At 67.2% G+C, this 20772-nt stretch carries 25 protein-coding genes and 1 tRNA gene; 4 read left to right on the top strand and 22 right to left on the bottom strand.

Annotation, left to right across the window (positions count from 1 at the left end):
* The first annotated feature begins 246 nt into the window (after positions 1-246).
* Together ACTMTU_RS20965 and ACTMTU_RS20970 are read left to right on the top strand one after the other, a co-directional pair.
* The gene (locus tag ACTMTU_RS20965; RefSeq protein WP_441265030.1) at positions 247-2079 is read left to right on the top strand and encodes an AMP-dependent synthetase/ligase; all 1833 of its coding nucleotides are present in this window, start codon (positions 247-249) and stop codon (positions 2077-2079) included.
* Between the two features lie 181 nt (positions 2080-2260).
* Positions 2261-2333 (top strand) — tRNA-Arg (locus ACTMTU_RS20970).
* A gap of 71 nt (positions 2334-2404) precedes the next feature.
* Here the strand turns inward: ACTMTU_RS20970 and ACTMTU_RS20975 are convergent.
* From ACTMTU_RS20975 to ACTMTU_RS21025, 11 genes are all read right to left on the bottom strand, one after another.
* Positions 2405-3556, bottom strand: coding sequence for a tyrosine-type recombinase/integrase (locus ACTMTU_RS20975; protein WP_441265031.1), 1152 nt, complete (start codon positions 3554-3556; stop codon positions 2405-2407).
* Positions 3556-3744: a helix-turn-helix domain-containing protein gene (locus ACTMTU_RS20980; protein WP_386648526.1), complete on the bottom strand. Its 189-nt coding sequence runs from the start codon at positions 3742-3744 to the stop codon at positions 3556-3558. The genes ACTMTU_RS20975 and ACTMTU_RS20980 overlap by 1 nt, the downstream gene beginning before the upstream one ends.
* A complete protein-coding gene (repSA, locus tag ACTMTU_RS20985) occupies positions 3741-5123 on the bottom strand; it encodes a replication initiator protein RepSA (protein WP_441265032.1) in 1383 nt (460 codons plus the stop codon). Before repSA ends, ACTMTU_RS20980 begins: the two co-directional genes overlap by 4 nt.
* Positions 5124-5215: 92 nt before the next feature.
* On the bottom strand, positions 5216-5527 hold the full coding sequence (locus ACTMTU_RS20990; RefSeq protein ID WP_441265033.1) for a SpdD-like protein: 312 nt from the start codon (positions 5525-5527) through the stop codon (positions 5216-5218).
* 17 nt (positions 5528-5544) lie between these two features.
* Positions 5545-5703: a DUF4175 domain-containing protein gene (locus ACTMTU_RS20995; protein ID WP_166025940.1), complete on the bottom strand. Its 159-nt coding sequence runs from the start codon at positions 5701-5703 to the stop codon at positions 5545-5547.
* A 13-nt stretch (positions 5704-5716) separates the two neighbouring features.
* Positions 5717-5911 (bottom strand): mobile element transfer protein, encoded by a 195-nt coding sequence (locus ACTMTU_RS21000; RefSeq protein WP_386648535.1) that lies wholly within the window; start codon positions 5909-5911, stop codon positions 5717-5719.
* 1 nt (position 5912) lies between these two features.
* Entirely contained in the window at positions 5913-6107 is a 195-nt protein-coding gene (locus ACTMTU_RS21005) for a hypothetical protein (protein ID WP_441265034.1), read from the bottom strand.
* A gap of 16 nt (positions 6108-6123) precedes the next feature.
* Entirely contained in the window at positions 6124-6795 is a 672-nt protein-coding gene (locus ACTMTU_RS21010; protein WP_441265035.1) for a DUF2637 domain-containing protein, read from the bottom strand.
* An 81-nt stretch (positions 6796-6876) separates the two neighbouring features.
* Complete coding sequence (locus tag ACTMTU_RS21015) at positions 6877-8244, bottom strand: FtsK/SpoIIIE domain-containing protein (RefSeq protein ID WP_441265036.1); 1368 nt, start codon at positions 8242-8244, stop codon at positions 6877-6879.
* A gap of 2 nt (positions 8245-8246) precedes the next feature.
* Positions 8247-8603 carry an SCO3933 family regulatory protein gene (locus tag ACTMTU_RS21020; protein ID WP_441265037.1) on the bottom strand — a complete coding sequence of 119 codons (357 nt, stop codon included), beginning with the start codon at positions 8601-8603 and terminating at the stop codon, positions 8247-8249.
* Positions 8604-8741: 138 nt separating this feature from the next.
* Positions 8742-9521 (bottom strand): GntR family transcriptional regulator, encoded by a 780-nt coding sequence (locus ACTMTU_RS21025; protein ID WP_441265038.1) that lies wholly within the window; start codon positions 9519-9521, stop codon positions 8742-8744.
* Between the two features lie 18 nt (positions 9522-9539).
* Here ACTMTU_RS21025 and ACTMTU_RS21030 point away from each other — a divergent pair, with 18 nt between their 5' ends.
* The gene (locus ACTMTU_RS21030) at positions 9540-10007 is read left to right on the top strand and encodes an NUDIX hydrolase (protein ID WP_441265039.1); all 468 of its coding nucleotides are present in this window, start codon (positions 9540-9542) and stop codon (positions 10005-10007) included.
* Between the two features lie 355 nt (positions 10008-10362).
* Here the strand turns inward: ACTMTU_RS21030 and ACTMTU_RS21035 are convergent, their stop codons facing one another.
* From ACTMTU_RS21035 to ACTMTU_RS21060, 6 genes are all read right to left on the bottom strand, one after another.
* On the bottom strand, positions 10363-13443 hold the full coding sequence (locus ACTMTU_RS21035) for an HD domain-containing protein (protein ID WP_441265040.1): 3081 nt from the start codon (positions 13441-13443) through the stop codon (positions 10363-10365).
* Positions 13444-13499: 56 nt separating this feature from the next.
* Complete coding sequence (locus ACTMTU_RS21040; protein WP_441265041.1) at positions 13500-13985, bottom strand: hypothetical protein; 486 nt, start codon at positions 13983-13985, stop codon at positions 13500-13502.
* A gap of 317 nt (positions 13986-14302) precedes the next feature.
* On the bottom strand, positions 14303-14605 hold the full coding sequence (locus ACTMTU_RS21045; RefSeq protein ID WP_441265042.1) for a hypothetical protein: 303 nt from the start codon (positions 14603-14605) through the stop codon (positions 14303-14305).
* On the bottom strand, positions 14602-15369 hold the full coding sequence (locus ACTMTU_RS21050; protein ID WP_441265043.1) for a GntR family transcriptional regulator: 768 nt from the start codon (positions 15367-15369) through the stop codon (positions 14602-14604). The genes ACTMTU_RS21045 and ACTMTU_RS21050 overlap by 4 nt, the downstream gene beginning before the upstream one ends.
* Entirely contained in the window at positions 15366-15590 is a 225-nt protein-coding gene (locus ACTMTU_RS21055; protein ID WP_441265044.1) for a hypothetical protein, read from the bottom strand. Before ACTMTU_RS21055 ends, ACTMTU_RS21050 begins: the two co-directional genes overlap by 4 nt.
* Before the next feature lie 532 nt (positions 15591-16122).
* Positions 16123-16401 carry a hypothetical protein gene (locus ACTMTU_RS21060; RefSeq protein WP_441265045.1) on the bottom strand — a complete coding sequence of 93 codons (279 nt, stop codon included), beginning with the start codon at positions 16399-16401 and terminating at the stop codon, positions 16123-16125.
* Between the two features lie 78 nt (positions 16402-16479).
* On the opposite strand from ACTMTU_RS21060, the gene ACTMTU_RS21065 reads away from it, so the two are divergent.
* The gene (locus tag ACTMTU_RS21065) at positions 16480-17241 is read left to right on the top strand and encodes a GntR family transcriptional regulator (protein WP_441265046.1); all 762 of its coding nucleotides are present in this window, start codon (positions 16480-16482) and stop codon (positions 17239-17241) included.
* A 1098-nt stretch (positions 17242-18339) separates the two neighbouring features.
* Here the strand turns inward: ACTMTU_RS21065 and amaP are convergent.
* Genes amaP through ACTMTU_RS21090 form a run of 5 tightly spaced genes read right to left on the bottom strand, consistent with a single transcriptional unit; the run spans position 18340 to position 20768 of the window.
* Complete coding sequence (amaP, locus tag ACTMTU_RS21070) at positions 18340-18933, bottom strand: alkaline shock response membrane anchor protein AmaP (RefSeq protein ID WP_441265047.1); 594 nt, start codon at positions 18931-18933, stop codon at positions 18340-18342.
* Positions 18934-18943: 10 nt separating this feature from the next.
* Entirely contained in the window at positions 18944-19633 is a 690-nt protein-coding gene (locus ACTMTU_RS21075; RefSeq protein ID WP_441265048.1) for a DUF6286 domain-containing protein, read from the bottom strand.
* On the bottom strand, positions 19630-20076 hold the full coding sequence (locus ACTMTU_RS21080) for an Asp23/Gls24 family envelope stress response protein (protein WP_441265049.1): 447 nt from the start codon (positions 20074-20076) through the stop codon (positions 19630-19632). Before ACTMTU_RS21080 ends, ACTMTU_RS21075 begins: the two co-directional genes overlap by 4 nt.
* A complete protein-coding gene (locus ACTMTU_RS21085; RefSeq protein ID WP_441265050.1) occupies positions 20073-20300 on the bottom strand; it encodes a hypothetical protein in 228 nt (75 codons plus the stop codon). Before ACTMTU_RS21085 ends, ACTMTU_RS21080 begins: the two co-directional genes overlap by 4 nt.
* Positions 20301-20336: 36 nt before the next feature.
* Positions 20337-20768 carry an Asp23/Gls24 family envelope stress response protein gene (locus ACTMTU_RS21090; RefSeq protein WP_441265051.1) on the bottom strand — a complete coding sequence of 144 codons (432 nt, stop codon included), beginning with the start codon at positions 20766-20768 and terminating at the stop codon, positions 20337-20339.
* Positions 20769-20772: the final 4 nt, after the last annotated feature.

Below are 20772 nucleotides of genomic sequence, written 5' to 3' on the forward strand. Positions count from 1 at the left end.
CTCAGTACGCCCGCGACGCTATGCCGCTCCCCGGACCCCGTCAAGCGCCGGCCGCCTGCCCGGCCCGCCCCCTGCCGACTCCGCCGCCGACCGGTTCCCCACTCCCGACGTACTGTCGTAACCCGGTCTTAATCGCGCATGCGACCGAGCGGGGTCAAGACCCTAGGCAGCCACGTGAATGGCCGGTACTTTGCGCCCCTGCCCGCTGCGAAACGCGGCGCGGCGGTGGCTCATCAAGGGGGTACTTTGCGCGACTTCAGCCTTCCGCCGCTGGTGGAGACCCTGGCGACGGGAAGCCTTGCCGACTCGGTGTACGACGTGGCCGAGCGCACCCCGGAGCTGTTACAGCTGTCCCGGCGCGTCAGCGGCCCGGGCGGCGACGAGTGGGTCCCGGTGACCGCGTCCGAATTCCGTGACGAGGTGGTGGGGTTGGCGAAGGGCCTGCTGGCCGAAGGCATACGGCTCGGCGAGCGGGTCGCCGTGATGTCCCGGACCCGATACGAGTGGACCCTCTTCAGCTATGCGCTCTGGTCGATCGGCGCCCAGGTCGTACCCGTCTACCCCACCTCCTCGGCGGACCAGGTCCGTTGGATCCTGTCGAACACACAGGTCGTGGCCATCGTGGTCGAGCACGAGGACCACGCCATGACGGTGGGAGCGGCCTGCGACGGACTGTCGCTGCTCCGCTCGATGTGGCAGCTGGACTCGGGCTGCGTCGAGCGGCTGACGGAGCGGGGTCGGCAGGTGCCGGAGAGCATGGTGCACCGTCACCGCCGGGCGGTGGGGCCGCAGTCGGTCGCCGCCATCACGTACACGTCGGGCACCACCGGCCGGCCCAGAGGCTGTGTGATCACCCATGCCAACCTCGCGGCCGAGTGCGACACCCTGTACACGGGCTGGAAAAGCATCCTCGCCGAGCCGGGCGAGCAGCCGTGCATCCTCGCGTTCCTGCCGCTGTCGCACATCTACGGGCTGATGGTGCAGGTGGCCTGCATGCGGGGCGGCGTCCGGCTGGGACACCAGCCCGACATCTCGCCCGACGCGCTGCTGCCGGCCCTCGCGTCCTTCCGGCCGACCTACATCTTCGCCGTGCCGTACATCTTCGAGAAGATCTTCAGCAAGGCCCGCCGGGCGGCGGAGCAGGCCGGGCGGGGGGAACTGTTCGACAAGGCCGTCGACACGGCGGTGCGCTACGCCGAGGAGGTGCAGCGGCGGGACACCGGGGAGGGGCCCGGGCCGGGACGCATGCTCAAGGCCAGGCACGCGCTCTACGACCGGCTGGTGTACCGGCGGCTGCGGGCCGTACTCGGCGGCCGCGTCCGGCACGCCACATCCGGCGGCTCGACCCTCGACCGGGAGCTCGGCCTGTTCTTCGACGGCGCCGGGATCACCGTCCACGACGGGTACGGGCTCACGGAGACCACCGCCGCGGTGACCAGCCAGCCACCGGGCCGCCCCCGGTTCGGCACCGTGGGCCGGCCGCTCCCGGGTTGCTCCGTGCACATCGCCCAGGACGGGGAGATCTGGGTCCGCGGCGACGTCGTCTTCGCCGGCTACCACGACGATCCGGAGGCCACCGGGGCCGTCCTGCGCGACGGCTGGCTCGCGACGGGCGACGTGGGCTGGCTCGACGACGGCTACCTCGTGATCACGGGACGCAAGAAGGACATCATCGTCACGAGCGGCGGGAAGAGCGTCAGCCCCCGGATCCTGGAGGACCGGCTGCGCCGGCACCCCCTGATCTCGCAGTGCCTCGTGGTCGGCGACAACCGGCCCTTCATCGCGGCCCTGATCACGCTGGACCCGGAGGCGTCGAAGCACTGGTACCAACTGCGCGGGAAGCAACTGTCGTTCCCCCAGGGGGCAACGATCGACAAGGAGCTGCACGCGGAGATCCAGCGGGCCGTGACCATGGCGAACAGCGCGGTGTCCCGGGCCGAGTCGATCCGCGCGTTCCGGATACTCCCGAACGAGTTCAGCATGGACGACGGCCTGATGACGCCGTCACTCAAGCTGCGACGGGGCGCGATCGTGAAGGCGTACGCGGCGGACATCGAGGAGCTGTACGTGTCGGGCTGAGTCGTCGGGGTCCTGCGTGGGGTGGGGGCGCGAGCTGCCGCCCGCCCGGCCCCGGGTCCGGGGGCGGACCCGCCGTGCTCGGTGCCACGCCGGGAACGCCGCTGACCTGCGGAAACGAGAATGTTGCCAGTGCGTATCCCTTATCCGCTAGGCTAGTCGCCGGATCTCGGCCGAGGTCCATGCCTTCGTAGCTCAGGGGATAGAGCACCGCTCTCCTAAAGCGGGTGTCGCAGGTTCGAATCCTGCCGGGGGCACAAGCGACAAGGCCCCGGACCGATCATGGTCCGGGGCCTTTGACATCCACGGCTGACATCAACGCGGGCGGTCACTGACGACCGGGCCGCCTCTTGAGCAGCCGATCCATGTGGCTGATCGCCTCGCGCTGCGTGTCCTGGACGACGTGCGTGTAGACGTCCATGGTGATGCTGATCTGGCTGTGGCCCAGGATCTCCATCACGACGCGGGGAGCGACCCCGGCCGCGGTGAGCAGCGTCGCGCAGCCGTGCCGGGCATCGTGCAGCCGGATCACACGGAGGCCGGCGGAGGCGGCGACGCGGGTGAAGGAGCGGTACACGTTGCGCGGCTCTACCGGGCGACCGTTGCGGGTGGCGAAGACATAGCCGCCTTCGTCCCACGACTCCCCCGCCCGCACCTTGGCGGCGGCTTGGCGCATCCGGCGCCAGCGGAGCGGGGCGATGCACATCGCGGGAAGCGGCACGGCTCGACGGCGTCGCCCCTTGGGATCGTCGTTGTAGAGGACACCGCGTCGGCGCTGGGTCTGCTGACGGACGTAGAGCACGCGCTTGTCCAGGTCGACGTCGCCCCAGCGGAGACCGACGATCTCCCCCCGCCGCAGACCCATGGCGATGGCCAAGACGAAGGCCGCGTACAGCGGGTCTTTGCGAGCAGCGGCCAGGAAGTCCAGCGTCTCGTCGAGGGACCACGGACTGATCTCCCGCGACGTGGCCCGCGGCGGCTCGACCAGACTCGCCACGTTCCGGGTCACCAGCTCCTCGCGGCAGGCAGCCGTGAGCGCGGTGCGAAGGACGCGGTGCGACTCCTTGGCGGTGGCCGCGGTGGTCTTGTTCTCCAGCTGGACAAGGAAGCGCCGGACGTCAGCCGCACCCAGGGATTCCAGCCTCTTCGACCCGATCATGGGCACGAGGTAGAGCCGGACGTGCGCCTCGTACTTGTCGTAGGTGCTGAGCTTGCGGCGCGGCTTGACCACACTCTCCAGCCAGTACGGCAGCCACTCGGCGAGCTTGGCCGATCGGGTGGGCACGGGCACGCCCTGGTCCACCTTGTCGAGGAGTTCGCGGCGCTTGGTGTCGCACTCAGCCCAGGTCTTGCCGTAGGCGAACTTCCGGGCGCGGGTGCCGTCCGGCTGGAGGACGTAGACGGCTGCCTGATAGCGGCCGTCCTTGCGCTTGGTGATGGTGCCCGCGCCGTTGGGGTTGCGCTTGCGCTGGGTGGCCATCAGACGGCCTCCTCGATCTCGCGGACGATGAAGTCGCGGAGTGCGTCCGCCGGCACCCGGCGGGACCGGCCGATGGTGATGGACGTCAGTCGGCGCGAGCGGATGAGGTCGTAGACCGTGGAGCGGCCGAGCCTGAGCCGGGCCATGACTTCCGGGACGGTCAGCAGTTCGGCGGTGGCGGTGGTCATGCTGCGGCTCCTTCCAGGACGAGTTGGTCGCGCAGGGCTTCGCGGGCGGTCTGGCGGTTGAGGTGGATGTCGCGGGCGATGGTGGCGGCGAGGGCGGACTCGCCGGGGGTGTGGCCGTGTCCGGCGTACTCCCAGGAGGCGAGGACGAGGACGGTGTCCGGGTCGCCGAGGGAGTCGTGTTCCTGGGCGGCGCGGTAGTCGGCGCGGATCTGGCGCAGTGCGCCGAGGGTGGTGGAGTAGCGGCGGGACTTGGTGGAGAAGTGGCCGCGGAAGCCGAGCATGTGGGCCCAGGCGGTGAGCTTGCGGTCCGGGTAGAGCGGGGCGAGGTCGAGGCAGGCTTCGATGAGGCGCCGCGGGTGGTCGGGGACTTCGAGCAGGGTCAGGACTTCCCGGTTGCCGATGCGGCGGTCCAGGCTGCCGGTCGACTCGGCGGCCTTGGTGGCGTACTTGGCGACGTAGGAGGCGACGGCCTGTTCGGTGATGTCGCTGGCGTCCCCGAAGGCTTTGACCGGGCGGATGTCGAGCTGGCGGCCCCACTGGAAGCGTCGGCAGGGCTGTCCGTCTGCGGCCGGGACGGTAATCGTCGTGTAGGTGTGGGCGGCGGCGGCCCGGATGGAGTCGTCGAGGAGCTGGACGGTGGCCCAGGACGGGGGCGCTGTGTCGGGGCCGTCCGGTCCGTCGAGGCGGATGACGGCGTGGAAGTGGATGGCGCCGCGCTTCTGGAACTCGGCGACCTTGCCGAAGGAGACGCGGAGGACGTCTTTGAGGGCGCGTTGTGTGAGTCCGGCGCGGGCGGCGAGTTCGCGGCGCAGGCGGGTGGTGAAGCGCTGCCAGAGCTGTCCTGCGTGATTGTTGAACAGGACGGTGCCCGCGTAGTCGTAGGTGGCCGGGTCGAGGGCGGTACCGAGGGCGGAGTCGTCGTCCTGGTGGCGGGTGCCGCAGCGGCAGACGCCACGGTCGGGCCGGTTGTGAACGGGGCCGAAGGACGGGGCGGTGAGGGTGGCGAAGACGCGGGGGTGGTCGCGGACGGTCGCGGGGATGTCCTTGGACTCGTCACCGGAGAGGCCAGCGCGGATGAGGTGGTAGGTGTCGCCCGCGTAGGTGTGGGCGCAGGCGGGGCAGCGGGAGGCGCGGCGGTTGCCGCAGGCGATTCGGAGGCGGCCGTCTGGTTCGGTGTCGGTGGAGTAGCGGCGCAGGGTCTCGCCGCTGGTCTTGTCTTTGGCGAGGGTCCAGCCGGTGAGGTGGATGGGGTCGGAGCAACCGCCGCTGCGGTGGATCTGGTCTTTCCAGCGGTCGAAGCCGGGAGACCCGGCCACCCGGAGGACGTCGTCCAGGGTGGCCGGATCCAGGCCCGCCGCGGTGGCGGTGGGCTGGGTCATGATGGGTGTTCCTTCCGGATCGTTCGGTTCGGGCAGGGGCGCGGCTTCCGGGGCGGGCAAGACTTGGCGGTTGAGGCCGCCCCGGAGGCCGGTCAACGGCGCTTGTGCTGCTGACCGATGAGCGAGCGGACGACGAGGGCGCAGACGGCGACCGAGGCGGCGGTGACGGCGGTCGCGAGGAGCATCGAGACCAGGACCGTGCCGACGACCAGGACCACGGCCGTGCCCGCGCCGACGAGGGCGAGCGCGGTGCCGGGGGTGAGCTGGACCACCGGCCGGAACGCGGGCGCCGGGACGACCGGAGCTGCGGGCGGGGCGGGCTCGACGGCGGTGGGGTGGACGACGGCGGGCGGGGTGGCGATGCCCGTCGGGGTCGGCATGGTCGGGATCTTCGGGCGGAGCATGGTGGTTCTCCCTTCGGTCACTTGGTGATGGCGGTGTCGATGGCGGGGGCGAGGAGGCTGTCGGCGAGGAGGTAGCCGCCGAGGAGGAGCACGGCGACGAGCCACCAGGGCGGGCGGATGAGCTTGACGCCGAGGGCGCCGACGACGATCAGCGCGAGCCAGAGCGGGACGTCCATCACGGTTCTCCGTTCAGTCGGCGATGCGGCAGCGGTGGGTGCGGGCGGCGAGCTGGGCGGCCGACTGTGCGGTGAAGTCGGCGGACCAGCCGCAGCGGTCGGCGGTGCAGACGGCGGCGTGCTTGGTGCGGCCGTGGCGGTCGCGGTGGGTGCCGATCTGCACCGGGCCGATCCGCATGACGGAGTGGAAGTGGTCGCGGGCGGGCATGTCAGTCGGTCTCCGTTCGGGTGGTGGTCGGGTCGGAGTAGATGGCGCGGATGGCGGCGGCGGTGGCCGGGTCGGCGATGCGCTGGGCGGCTTCCTCGGCGAGCAGGTGGGCGAGGTAGGGGCGGCCGGCGGCGGTCATCTCGCGGGCGCTGTCGAGGTAGTCGGCGGTGGTCAGGTCGGCCGGGTCGCGCGTCACGGGATCTCCGTCCGGTTCAGGTGAGTTGGGCGGCGATGGCGTCGGCCATGGGCGCGGGGACGCCGAGGCGGGCGCGCAGGGTGTCGGTGTCGATTGGTGTGCCGGTGCGGACGAGGTGGTCGTCGGCGACCTTGCGGGCGTGGTCGACCAGGGCGACCGGGACCGACGGAGCGGGGATGCCGGCGGGGGCCGCGGGCAGGGCGGGAGCGCGTTCCGGTGCCGGGGTCACTTCCGGCTCGGTGTCGGTGGCGGGCTCCGGGGCGGGCGGCGCGTCGGCGGTGACGGGTTCGCGGTCGAGGACCGTGCGTGGTTCGGGATCGGCGTGCGGTGCGGGGGCGTGCGCCAGGAGGGTGCCGCCGAGGAAGGCGAGGGCGGGCCACCCGGCGACGAGGATGCGCAGCCAGTCAGGCACGTCACTCAGGTCGAGGAGCCCGGCGGTGGCGATGTTGGCGCCGAGGGAGGCGGCGAGGGGGATGGTGAACCAGAGCCAGGCGGCGCGGTTGTCGGCGTGCTTGCTCATGCGTCGCCAGGCGGCGACCAGGAGCAGGTCGACGGAGACCGGGTAGGCCCACGCCTTCCATCCGGTCTGTCCGGCGGCTTCGGCCAGGTCGTGCAGGTGGGAGAAGGACAGGGCCCCGGCGATCAGAGCCTGCACCAGGACGGCGTCGACGCGGAGCTTGCGGGTCATGTCCTCACCTCCTTCGCGGGCGTTTCGGGCATGGCGGGGGTAGGGAGCCGGCGCGGTTGCGTCGATCGGGAGTGGGGTGGATCAGGCGGTGGCGGGTGTCTCGGCCGCTTGAGCCGGGATGATCGCGGGCGGTCGCGGGGGCGGGGCGACGGCGGGCCGGAAGGCGTCCAGGCCGGGGAGGGCCGGGGTGAGGTGCGCGTGCCGGTTGCAGGCGTTCACGGCCTGGCGGAGCGTGGTGTGCGGGGCGCGGATGCGGTGCCAGCCGCCGGTCGCGTCGCCGGTGACTGCGATGCCGGGGGCGCTGGTGGGGATCTGGATGGCGGCAAAGACGGCGTCCGGTGCGATGTCTCCGAAGGCCATGTTGGCGGAGGTCTCGTCGTTGACGCGGTGGGCGGTGCGGCCGGTGAGCTGGGCGCGGAGCATGGTGATGCCCTTGCCGAGTTCGGAGCCGAAGCGCTGCCCGCAGACTTCGAGGTAGATGCCGGCGGCGCGGCCGAGTTGGGCGAGCCGTGCCAGGGCGGTGATGATCCGGTCCCGTCGCTTCTCCTCCTCCTTGTTGGCGAACAGGGCGAGTTCGGCAACCTCGTCGACCAGGACGACGACGGGGGTCGGCCGGAGGCGGTCTGGGAGGTCCCAGATGTCGGCGGCGATCTCCGCGTCCTGGACGTCGGCGGTGATGCGCTGCTCGGCCCGGATGAGCTGGTAGACGCCCTCCATATGCGCCAGCAGCGCGTCGAGAAGCTCGGCGGCAGCGTCGGGGTTGTCGGCCAGGGCGGAGAAGCGGCGCGCGAGCGGGAACAGTTCGACGCCCTGCTTGCAGTCGATGCCGACCAAGGCGACCGGCAGCGCCGCCAGTTCGGCGACTAGGTTGCGCTGATAGACGGACTTCCCGGACTTGGTGGCACCGATGGTCAGGGCGTGCGGGCAGGACCGGTAGTCCCGGAAGTGCACGGCACCGTCCTCCCGCAGCGCGACGGGCACCCGCATCGGGGCCCGCTCGACGACCGCCGGCATCTGCACCCTCTTGAGGACGTCATAGCCGGTCATCCGCAGCTCGACCACGCCGGAACGGATCTCGCGGGACGTGACGCCGTACAGGGAGAACGAGTGCCGCAGCCGGTCGCACGAGGCCGAGACGTCGAAGGCGTCCTGACCCGGGCGGAGCCCCAGCCGTAAGACGAGGCCGGTGCGGGTGGGGCGGAGCCGCAGCAGCCGCGGGGCGCGGGACTCCTGGACGGGACGGCCGGTCAGCCGGGCCAGGGTGAGCCGCCAACGCGGAGGCGGAACGGTCAGCCCGCACGCCTCCATCACCGACGTGTACCGGACCAGGACCCGCACCGCGGCCAGCGTGACCCCGAAGGTCAGCCAGTACCAGGCGGGACGCCGCCACCGCAGGAGACCCGCGACGGCGACGACCAGCAGCACCACCGCAGTGGTCAGCCACTCCATGATCAGGCGGCCTTCGGCTGCGATGCGATCTCGGCCAGCGAGGTCACCGCGACCGCCCGGAACGCGATGCCGTGACGGCGCTGCCCGTTGAACTCGTTCTCCCAGGGCCGGGCCACGAGACCCGTGATCGCGACCGGGGTGCCCATGACCAGGTCGGCGGAGACGCCGGTCTCCGGGACGGTCACCGAAAGGATCTCCACCTCACCGTTCGCCGCGAACATCACGTCCACGGTCGACAGCGCGGCACCGGTCTCCATGTCCATGGCCCGCTCGCCGGTACGACGGTCCTTCACCTTCGGCTGCGGGGGCTTGGCGACCATCACGGAAACAACGGAGGTGTCGACGGGGATCTGACGCACAGAGATCACTCCTCTAGAAGTGCTGGACTCTGCCACTCATGTATAGGAGTGACATGAAGAAGAGTGCAGGACTCCTGTACATGAGTCAACCCGCCGAGGCGAAGAAGTCTCGGCGGGTTGCGAGGAGTTGAGGCTGCGTCAGTCGGCTGCGGGGATGCGGTACTCGAAGACGAACTGGTCAGCGGCCATGAGGGTGTCGCAGACCTCGACCACCCGACCGGCTTCGGTGACGGCGTTCCGCAGCAGGTGAATGACCGGGGCGCCGGGGCTCAGGGCGAGTTCGGGCGCTTCGGCCTTGGCGGCCGGGCGAGCTGTCAGCGTCTCGACGAACTCGGCGAAGACGTGGCCGTCGCCCTCCAGGCGGGCGTAGATGCCGCCGGGGCCGGGGTTCTCCGAGAACAGCTGCGGAATGTCCTTGACCACGTCCCAGGGCAGGTAGGAGCTGGCGGTCTCGACGGGGACGCCGTTGCGAAAGTAGAGGCGCCGGCGCGCGAGGACCTGAGCGCCGACGGGGACGTCGAGGCGTTCCGCGATGTCCTGGGGAGCCTCCATCGGGCCGATGTAGAGGACGCTCACCTTCGCTGTCGCGCCGGACTGGGCCGACTCGGCGAGGTAGGCCGCCTTGCCGCCCCGGCGGTGCGAGGCGCGGAAGCGGTCGGAGGAGCGCAGCCGCACCGGCGGCCGGTCCTTCACGATCGAGCCCTTCCCGTGCCGGGTCTCCACGAGCCCACTCGCCCGGACCTCGACCATCGCCTTGCGAATCGTCCCGCCGGCCACGCCGTAACGCTCGACCAACTCGGACTCGCTCGGCACCAGGTCACCGGGCTTGAGGACCCCGGCCCGGATCTGCTGGACGATCTCCTCGGCGATCTGGACGTACCTCGGTACGGCCCTCCCACCTCCTACGGCTGTTCCCATAGTCCTTCTCACTCTCCTATGCTCCTGTACATGAGTAACAGCGCCCGCGAGACGTCGTCAACGCCACTGCACTCCGTGTCAGTCGCGGGGGCGGTCGTGCGCGAGGACGGCCGGCTCCTGGCTATCCGCCGTGCGGACAACGGGACATGGGAACTGCCCGGCGGAGTCCTCGAACTCACCGAGGCCCCCGAGGAGGGCGTCGTCCGGGAGGTCTGGGAGGAGACCGGCGTACGCGTCGAGGTCGACGAGCTGACCGGCGTCTACAAGAACACCACGCGGGGCATCGTCGCCCTGGTGTTCCGCTGCAAGCCCTCCGGCGGTGCCGAGCGGACCAGTGACGAGTCGACCGCGGTCGAATGGCTCACGCCCCAGCAGGTCTCGGAGCGCATGACCGAGGTGTACGCGGTCCGGCTTCTCGATGCAGTGGACGGGGCAGGGCCCCACGTCAGGAGCCACGACGGGCGCCAGCTCAACACGGCGCGGTAAGAGTTTCCCTACTTCATCAAGGCGCATCCGCCGCGCACAGCGCGGCGTCGCGCGGCCCGGCGACTCGGGCCGCGCTCCTGTCTTCGCCCCGCTCCGGCCCGGCCGCCGGCCGCACGCCAACAAGGCGAGGGATCGATGGGGTGAACCCCGATGTGGCTGGCGCGGTCGGCTTCACGGCTTTAGGCAGCCACCATGGGGCGAGCCTCGAAGATCATGGCCCCAACGTCGTGCTTTAACGGGCAGGTCCACAGACTGCCCGACTCGCCGGAAGCTTACGGGGCCATGATCTCTCGCCCCATGGCAGCTCCCGCCCAAAGCCGCTCCGCACCCCGTGACACGCTACGACGCTCCCTTACTACCAGTAACGACTTCGCGGTTGAGACTGCATTCTGGTCCAACGCGAGGGATTGAAAACCTCTCCCCCTTGTGCACCCTTGCAAGATTCGGCGAATTTCTCCATGCTGAATCCAAGGCCAGAAACGCGCGAGAGTTGCACATAGAGAGGATTGGCATCGTCGAGCCGTGTGACAACACCGCCGTTCATAACCGATCCGATCAGATAGGCAAGGATGCCGAGTGCTTCACTAGTACTCTTCTCTGAATCGGTGAACTTTTGCTGGATTTCTTCAACCGCCCAACGCCAAGGGTGCGAATCAAAAAGATAGTTGTCGTTGCCGATCAGCACTCCGAGGTAGTTATCAGAGAAGCCAGTGGATTTCGTTTCCGCAAGAGGGACTCGGATCTGTGGGCTTCTGTCCGTTCCTCCCTCTGAGACCCTGACGCCCCAGCTCCGAAGTAGTTCTACTGACTGCGCAGGTGACCTGTGGCGTGACCAGCGAGGCTCCTCCCCCTTCTTTAGCCATGCCGCATGGAAGGTCCTATGTTCCATACGTCCACTGAACTCCGCAATTTCCCAACCGCCGAGCAGGAAGGAGTTAACGAAATCGCTGAGATGGCTGCAAAGCAACACAGAATCTGATGGCAGGGCCATGTCTTCATAACCCATAAAGTCGAGCAAGGCGTTTGCCGACTTGCCTGCCGGCAACTCTCTCAACAGAGCCTCGACGTGCCGGGCCACGTTGCCGTGCCTCGTATAGAACTTATCCAGCGCCTCGATTTCAGAGTACGACACCTTAAATCGTTGAGAGTCCCTCTCGATCGCAAACATTGAAACATCTCGGAGGGCCTTGAACAGAGTCTCAGGTGAAGTCGGAAATCCGCGGAGGAGAGAGTAACTCAGGTGCTGCGCCTCGCTGCAGGACCATGTGAGTGAATGCCTATGATCCCTCTCCAGCTGTTCGCACTGCTGCTCGACATGGCTAGAGTAGGTCCTGTAGATCTCTCGCAGCATTTGTTGCAATTCGGGCGTATTTTCGAGACGGGCCCTGGCCACATCGGTACGGGGTGCAGACGGGCCAGTGGAGTTGCAGATGGCGACCATTGCTTGGTCTTCGTGCCGATAGCCGGGGGAACCATTCTCTACTCTGATTCCCTCAATTAGAACTCCAGAGGTACCCACGGGGCGTCGCGCCGCAAACTCGCGTTTGGATGTGGGAATTTGCACAAACTCCCAAACTTTAAAGAAGTCATTCTTCCTGACTGCGTAAGCAATCGAAATTCCGTCAGACTGGACCTCTTCTACCTTGACCTTTCCGGAATCGAGGCTGCCTTCAGGGATCAAATGATGCTTTTGGATGAAGTCGCGCAAGGCGTCCCCCACGCTCGGGTATCCGATTGTTACTGCCGGCTCCGATCCAACAGTACAAGTGACCTTGCATCCTGGAATAACTGCCCAATGGCGCGCCGTCTCCTCGACGTTGTGAAGAGTGGCGCTCGGCCTGACAGTCAGTCGAACCACCGTTCCGTGCTCTTGGATGTCTCTGGGCAGGCTCGCCTTTTCTAGGAGACGTACAAGGTACTTTCCGTGAACCGAACGCAATGTGAGATGCCTAGCCTCGTCTTCATCCCTATGGCTTGTCAGAATTTCGACGTGGTCGGCAATCATGAAAGCCGACATTACCCCGATACCGAATCTACTGATGGCATTGAATCGGGGATGATCTTTCTTGAATTTGGGATCCTGATAGCGGCTCGACCCAGCGCGTAGAAGATTATTTTCAATTATCCCCTGGGTCATACCTGTACCGTTATCGCCGACTTCAAGGATCCGAGTGTCTGGATTCCAGTTAATCCAAACCATCCCAGCTTCCGTTGCGCGTGCGAGATGCTGTAGACGGACGGCGTCGATGGAATTCTGCAAGATTTCACGCAAGACTACATCTGAGTTATTATAAAGGGTGTGCCCCGTCAACAGGTCAAGAATCTTTGTCTGATCAATACTAAACTTGAACTGCTTGGCTAGGAACCCCTCTGCGCGTACATGCGTTGTGTCAATCGCATTCCATGGGAACTCATAGTCACTTGGAAATTCTATGCGCGAGTGATTTGCCCATTTGTAACTCAGGGTGAGTTGCATTTCTGCAAATCGCAAGTACGAGATTAGACCGAAGTAGCCCTCGCCCTCGGTGAACAGTGCATGCACCTCAATTGCGCCGAGGGGTTCATCCTGGTCCGCCTCCTTTCGCTGAGGCCTCGGCCTAACGCTCACAACGGCCCTCTGCTTTGCCCATTCGCGCTGGCTTACAGGATCGCGCGGATCGATAACCCTGAAGGTCATAGAAGGGGTGCGATCACTCGTGATATGCAAAAGGTCAACTGTCCTAAGCAGAAGTGCAGCGTACTGCACATTTGCTGTCTCGGCGCTCTTGGAACCGTACGGACGTGATGGATGATACTTTTCGATATCGTCGAGATCGTTTAGATGGTGACTTTCGCAAACGAGTGCTAGATCTTTCCGGAAGGAGGAACTAAGTTCGCTGAGAATCTTTTCGACTTCGGCTTGCACTTTAGAGCTATCGCCAAAATCTTTTGTACGATTCCCGGTAATCCAGTTTTTGACGCGCAGGGCGTGATAGTGCCTTACGAATTCTTGGTATAGAAACTTCTCGACGTCAACGTTACGTCGCTCTAGCTCTTTCATCCTCTCCTTGTAGTCTCGACCGTAATCGTCGTCTGTCAACAGGATCGTCCTCTTGAAGTGATCGAATTGCGTTACGCTTCGATTCTCATATTCCTCTTTGGTCACGATCATGCCGAGATCATGGAAATAGATGCCCAGAACTGACAGAAGCCAGTCGGCTGGAGTCATGGCCTGTTGAGTTTTCTGGGGAATCACCCAATCCAGCATGTCTAGCATCGCATCGATGTGCGTGATGTCGTGTCGGGTGTACTCATCGAAGATCTCGCCGGATCCGATGACCTGTAGAAGCTCCGCAACGTCGCGACGCACCGAAATGAGATTGATTCCGTCGAATGCGTGAAGCTCGCATGCCTCAACGGCGAGACGCTCGGCGGTGGATGGCAGAGGGACCGTCACTATTGTGCGCCTTCCTGGCTTCATACTTGCAGATCTATTCTGAAGTTTCTTAAGGGTTACTTCATTACCGGCAGGAGATAAATGCCTGCAAGCGCCCACATGATGATTATCGAGGCGAGAATGAACAGCAATACATACGTTTCGTACCAGCGCAGAAAATTGTTCGACTTTGGGCGCTTGCGAAATCCTGGCGCCACCATTTCGTCGACCACATCGCATTCTTCGTTTCGATAATCGAGCCAAGCTATCGCGCCCACGATTATCAGCGTGCTAGTGAAAGCGGCTACCACGGTAGTCAGCGTCAACAGGCCGATAACGCCGTTGCGGGCTACGTCTGCCTCAATTTCCCATTTTCTGTACCCGACAAAGAGAGTCAGAGATGCCCCTACCAGTGCGGTAGCAAGCGCCTGATAGATCGCCAGAAAGCGATATGCATTTTCATTCACAGCATGAATCTGCTGCAGAATGTATCTATATCTTTCCAGCGCAAACTCGCGCCGCGTTGCTCTCTCGTCTGCTCTCGCCTGATCCGACGTTTCCATCGATCCCCCTGCTGATAGCAACTGCTAGGCATGGTAGGGCAGTTCGTAGGCTGATGCCCCTACATCGGGCTATCTGGTGCGTTGACGCGCGGGTCTGACCCCACGGCCCAGCTCGCCTCAGGGCAGGCGAGGGTACGCCCGATGCAACGTCGTGCAGGACGCACTATGAGGGAGACGGTTTGTGTAATGCCTAGTGCGTCGTCTGTTCGTGGGGCGCCGACGGCTTGCATGAGGAAGCGGGGAAGGACCGGATGTACTCCGAACCTCCCCCGCTTGGGTTGAGGAGCGTGGCAGAGGACGGGTGCGTTCGTCCCCCGTCAGGATCGGTTGGGTGTGTTCATCGTGTGGGGGTGCCTGCGGCTTGTCGCGACGCGGAGGGTGTCGGCGAGAGCGCTCGTCAGTTCGTTGGCCAGGAGGCGGAGGTGGCCCGGGGTCGCGTGCTTGTCGCGGAGGGTTGTGGTCGCATGGTCGAGGACTTCGGCCGCCATGCCGAGTTGGATGGATTCGATGCTGTCGGCCAGGCGGGACATGTAGCCGCGCGGGTCGTCGGTGCTGAGGTAGCAGGGCTTGCCCTCAGGGCCCGTCCAGGGCAGGAGTCGGAGGTGGACCGGCTCGGTCATGGTCGGGGCTGCCTCTCGTCGGCGTTGTCCAGGAGGTGGCTGGTGAAGACCGCGTTGACGCGGTCGGCGGGGAAGACCAGTTGGGCCGCTTCGACGATGAGGCCGGTTGCGTCCGTCGTGGTGCGTGTGATGACGAGGACCGTTGTCGTGGGACGGACGTGGAGCGTCGAGGCTTCGTCCGGGGTGGGGAGGCGGGAGCAGACGGTTTCGCGGACTTCCGCCGGTGGAGGGGTCAGGACGGCGAAGCGTGCGGCCGGCCCCTGGTGTGGGGCGTTGTCGGCGACCAGGCCGAGAGCGTCGGGTGGCGACGCCGTGTCGTGGGGGATGTAGGTGCGTGCGAGGCCGTGGGGTACCTCCCCGTCGTAGGTGATGCAGAGGATTTCCGTCAGGGCGGTGCCGGCCGGTCGGGCCAGCAGTGCGGCCGGGTGCTCCGTCGTGCCGGTTGTCTTTGTGGTGCGGATGGTGACGCGCTGGGCCGCGTCGGCAGCGGTGCGCGGGTCCAGCGTTCCCCAGCCGCCGACGTACGTGGTTCTCCGCAGCGGTCGGCGGACGTAGTTCCCCCGGCCGTGGATCTTCTCGATCAGGCCCTCTGCCTGAAGGGTGCCGAGAGCGTTCCGCAGCGTCGCCGTGCTGACGCCGTAGCGCGTGGCCAGTTCGGTTTCGGCGGGCAGGCGTTGGCCCGCCTGAAGCTGCCTGGTGGTGATCTGCGACCGGAGGTCGTCGGCAATGCCGTGCGCCCGTGAGACGTGCATGGGGGTGGTCACCGCCTTCTCGTCATCCGTACGGCGACGAAGTGGGTTCGCACGTGGATGGTCAGGAGTTCTCCGGTGTCGAAGAGGAGCTGCTTCGCACCGTGAGGCAGCTGAAAGAGGTCCTGCACCCGGCAGACGCGGCCGCCGATGTGGAGGATGTCGCCGCGTCGGACGGTGGCCGATGTGATCTCTACGGTCGAGGCCATCTCGTGGGCCGGTGCCCGTTCCCTCATTGCCCCACCTCTGTCCGTGCCGACCGGCCGGCTGCGAAGTGGCAGGTGCAGTCGCAGGTCTCGAAGACGACCGGGAGATCGGGCGAGGCGACGGCTGCGGAGGATGTCCTGCAGGTGAGGTGGGTGCCGATCCGGCAGGACGGCGAGCGATAGAGGGCCGGTGAGAAGCGCGTGACCCCGAGCCGTCGAGGAGGAGGCAGGGAGGTCATCAGCATGCTCCCGCAAGTGCCGACCAGGCGGCAGAGGCCGGGAGGTGGGGTGCGACGACCGTTGGGCGGAGGCATGTGCGCTTGTCCCAAGCCAGAACGTACGGGCGGACGAGCGCGGTCTCCTCGCCCGTGATCAGGCCGGTGTGGTCGGCATGACACGGGTGATGGAGGTGCGGGGCCGGACTGTCGGCCGGCGCCATGGGCAGCGAGGCGGCCGAGAGGCGGGAGGGGGCTAACGGGCGGCGGTGCCTGCCCTGGTGTGCGCCTCGCGCTCTCGCGTGGGCGAGGGCGCGGCGGATACGGTTGAGCATGCTGTTCAGCTCCTATCGCTGATGGCCCGGTCCCCCGACATCGCCCGTCGTGGGGACCGATTCGCGTAAGACGGCCCAGAGGGTGCGGCCGTGCTTGCTGGTGGCGAGGAGGCCGAAGCGGTCAGCCTCAGCGACCACGCCCAAGACCTCCCGCCATGACTCGGCGGAGAGCGCGTCCGGCACGTCCGCCACGACCGTCGTATGCCGGGCGTGCTCTTCCACGCGGGTGGAGAGCCCGAGGGCGGACAGCCGGACGGCGAGGGCCACCGCGGTCGATCCCGAAGCGGGCACAGGGCAGCCTCCGTCACCGGCGATCACTTTGAGTAAAGCTAGTTAACTAGATTAGAGCTAGTGGACTAGATTTTCCATATGCCTGAGCAGCCGCCATACCTGCGCATCGCCGACGAACTTCGGCAGCGCATCGCGGAGCACGTGTGGGAGCCGGGTGACCGCCTGCCCTCACGCGCCCAGATCGGCCAGGAGTACGGCGTGGGCGACAACGTGGTCCGCCGCGCGCAGGAGTTGCTGATCTCCCAAGGCGTGCTGGAGGGCCGTGCCGGGTCAGGCACTTACGTGGCCGAGCCCAGGCAACGGGTGCGGATGGTGCGCTCGGCGGCGCGGGAGCAGCCCGACAGGTCGCCGTTCCGTACCGACATGAAGGCTGTCGGGCGGGCCGGGGGCTGGGAGAGTCGGACCGATGCGAAGGTGCCGGCGCCGGCGGAGATCGCTACACGGCTCGGGATCGCCGAGGGCGAGCTGTGCGTGCGGACGACGTACGAGTTCCTCGCCGACGGGCGCCCGGTGCAACTGTCGACGAGCTGGGAGCCCTACGAGCTCACCGGTGGAACGCTCGTCGTCCTTCCCGAGGGTGGGCCGCATGCCGGGGCCGGCGTCGTGAACCGGATGGCCGAGATCGGCATCACCGTCAGCCATGCCGTTGAGCAGCCGGAGCCCAGGCAGGCGACCGCCGAGGAAGCAACGTTGCTCGGCATCCAGAAGGCCGCACTCGTCACGCACATCCGGAGGACGTACTACAGCGACCAGGGGAGGCCGGTGGAGACCGCGGACATCGTCGTTCCCGCCGCCCTCTGCGAGATCGTTTACGAAATCCCCATTGGCCGGGAAAGGTGAGAGGGGGGTGGGGTCCGAGCCAAGGATCCCGAGGCGTGCAAGCTCAGGGGACCCCTCCTTTGCCACCCCCCCTTGGCCGTCGCGTTCCGTACGGAAACACCGAACCGGCTCAACCGTGCCGATGACGCTACAACCAAGCACCGACAGCCGCGGAGAGTGGATTCGCAGCATGAGTGACCGGTCCCTCCCCTGCCCCGACTGCGGCCGGCCCATGGAGTGGAAGGGACTCGTTCTGAGCAGGCGCCAGGAGGACGACATGCGAGTTTGCCGTTCCGTGTGGCGCTGTCAGGACCGGACTCTCTGGTGGCGCTGGGCCGACCGCGCGGAAGAACCTTTGGAGCTGTGCCCGTTCCCGCGCCTCGTCCGCTGACATCACCAACTGACATCAACGGCACCGCACGCAGGCGGTGTCAGGAGGTCGTCGTCAGCGACTCCGGCCTCCCTCCGGCCCCTGACAGGCCCCGTACGATCGAACTCCTAAAGCGGGTGTCGCAGGTTCGAATCCTGCCGGGGGCACAGCACTAAGGGCCGGCTCAGGAGGGGTTCCCTCCCAGGCTGGCCCTTCGTCGTGTCGGGGGTTGTGCCACAAGCGTGCCAGTACGCACCAACGGTCGGAAGCATCCGCAGCCGACAATGGGCCCAGATGAGCATGATCGCCACGTGAGTGACCGCCGCTCACGAACGCCGCGAAATGCGGGAGATCCGTACGACGAGGCGAAGTTGTTCAACCGGTGATGGGTGCCCGGCTCAGCCCCTGGAGCACGCCCCCAGGAGACAACTGAGTCTCGCAACGTCTCGTATCCGGCATCGACCTCATCCGGGTTCAAGCCTGCCTCTTGCGCCTGGCTACGCAGGTCAGCAAGGTCGATGCATCCCTAAGCGCCTGCTTCGCAGCCTCGGCGTCCTGATGCTGCAGCCGCTTGGCCGGCTTCCTGCTGACCACGCCTCCCCAGGTACCACCCTCCGCCGGCTCCACCTGCAATTCCGCGGCCCCACCAGGGTGGAGGCGACGCCCACCCACCCCAGGGCTCGCTCGGGTTCCAGGATTGGGCGCCTCGCAGCCGATACCTCCATGCGGCTTGGCCCAGGGGGTCCTGGCTAGGTGGCGCGTTCGGCGCGGTGGCGGGCTTCCCGGAGTCGGACCTTCGAGGGGAGGCGGTCCAGGCCGGCCGAGTCTCGTGCGTGGGGGAGTGTGTCGCGGCTCAGTTGCCCCAGAGTCCGCGCCGGGTCCGCGTGAGGCTCCAACAGCAGCCGTACGCGTGCGGTCGGAGCGGTACGTCGGCCCGTCAGCCGGACATGAGCCCGCGAGACCCCGTCCAGGGCTTGTGCCTCTTCCTCAATGACCCTCTCCAGCGTGCGGCCGCTGAGTCGGGCCGCGGCGCCGTCTTCGCTGTCGACGAGGACACGGTCCAGGTGGTGTCTGCGTTGCGTAATGAGCCACCACAGCAGCAGGGCCAGCAGCACGGCGAGCACCGCGATCACGGTCGGCCACCACCAGCCTTCGTCCCGCCACCGGGTGCGTCCCCAGGCACCCAGCACCACATCGTCCGGCCCACGGAAGGGCCACCAGCCCGGCACGTCGAAATCCCAGTGGCGCTGCAGGTCCAGTGCGCCCAGCAGCACGCCGCCGCCCAGGGCGAACAGTCCGAGGCCGAGAAGCCCGAGCAGCACCCGGTTCACCGTCTTGAGCATCAGGATCACCTCAGCCCTTCTTGGGGCGCCGGACGCGCACGGCCAGTGTGGGTTGCCGGGCCAGGCCCAAAGACGTCACGGCTTCGCCCAGCTCGGCGTCCAGGTCCCCGCGGACCTCCTCAAGATCGCGGAAATGGGCTCGTGCCCGGGCTTTGACCTTCCGGCGGCCGACATCGACCTGCGCCGACTGGACACCGGGCACCTGCATGGCCCGGTCGCGAAGAACCAGGGCGGCCGCACGGCGGTCGAGCCCGGCTCGGACATCCTCTGTCCCGGGGACACCGGTGGGCTGCCGCATGGGCAGCAGCCTGCGCAGCCCCGGCGTCACCGCCAGCAGGAAAAGCCACAGGCCGAGGGCCATCGCCACCGCGGCCCCGACGATCATCCAGACGTCGTCCAGGGGCCGTGTGGCCAGTTCCTCGGCGAGCCGCCGCCGCCAACGCATCGCATTCCGGCCTGCCCGCACCGCGACCACGTCGTACAGGAGAAATCCGACGGCCGCGGCGGACAGCAGAGCTACCAAGGCTGCGGGAATCCGCCGCGACGACCAGAAACGGTGCGCCGACCGGCCTGATCCGTCGATCACCTTCGTAGCGCCCTCGGCCGCCCCCGGGGTGCCGTCGGCGGACGGAGCCTTCTGTCCCGGACCGGAGGAGAGGTCGCTGTCACCGGTCGGCTGCCGCGAGGCGTTCGCCCTCATCGCACCCTCTCCTGGTCCGTGTGACGCGTATGCGCCGAGTGCAGTTGCTCGACCGATACCGCGAGGTCGGACACCTCCATGCCGGCCCATGCCCTGATCCGCTCGGTGACCTCCCGGCGCACCGCGGCGCACTGCGCCCCGATGTCGGACGGATAGCCGAGCTCGACGGTGATCCGCAGCCGTGCCTCGCCGAGCGCCGCCTGCCCTCCGGCGGCGGACTCGGCGTCCCGTCCTGCGCTGGTCCGTTCCGGCGCCCGCCGCACGGATGTGATCACGCGTGGCGTCCGGCGGCCGGGTGGTACGTGGTCGGCCGACTCGGCGAACCGGCTCAGCGCCTCGCGCGCCACCCGGGCCGCGATCTTCGCGACGACCCGTTCGGCGACGGCGGTCGCCCCGCGCTCCCCGAGAGGGACGCCCGGACGCTCATCGGCTTCCCCGCTCACCGCCGCCAGTCTCCCCGAGCCTGTCGCCGGTCGTCGCGGATCCGATCCTGCCGGTCCCGGCGGCGGACGAAGTCGCCCGGTTCGAGATCACCCTCCATGAACCGCCCGATGACGAGACCGACGAGGCCCAACCCCAGCACCAGCAGGAAAGCCCAGAAGTCACCGAAATACGCGGCGAAACCCAGCACCATTCCGACCATCAAGCCCACCACGGCCCTGCTCATTTCGCGCTCCTTCACTCAAGCGGGCTGCCGCCCCGGCTACTGGATCCGCTGCCGCTCCTCCCCTTCGTCCTCCTCGTCGGGCAGCTTCACGTCGCTGACCATGATGTTGACTTCCACGACTTCCCGACCCGCCATCCGCTCCACCGCGGAGATCACGTTCTCCCGCACCGCGGCGGCCACGTCCGTGATCGAGACGCCGTAGTCGACGACGAGCTCCAGATCGATGGCCGCCTGCAGCTCTCCGACCTCGACACTGACCCCGCGCGTGGCGGATTTGCCGCCGCCGGCGCCGGGCATCCGCTCCCGCATGGATCCCATCGAGCGGGCGAATCCGCTGCCCAGGGCATAGACGCCGCGTACGTCCCGTGCCGCCATTCCTGCGATCTTCTCCACCACCACATCGGCGATGGTCGTCCGGCCGCGAGAACCGGGCGCAGCGCCGAGCCTGACGCCGGTGTTCTCAGTCATCGGG

The sequence above is a fragment of the Streptomyces sp. OZ13 genome, from assembly GCF_052068155.1.
Taxonomy (GTDB): Bacteria; Actinomycetota; Actinomycetes; order Streptomycetales; family Streptomycetaceae; genus Streptomyces.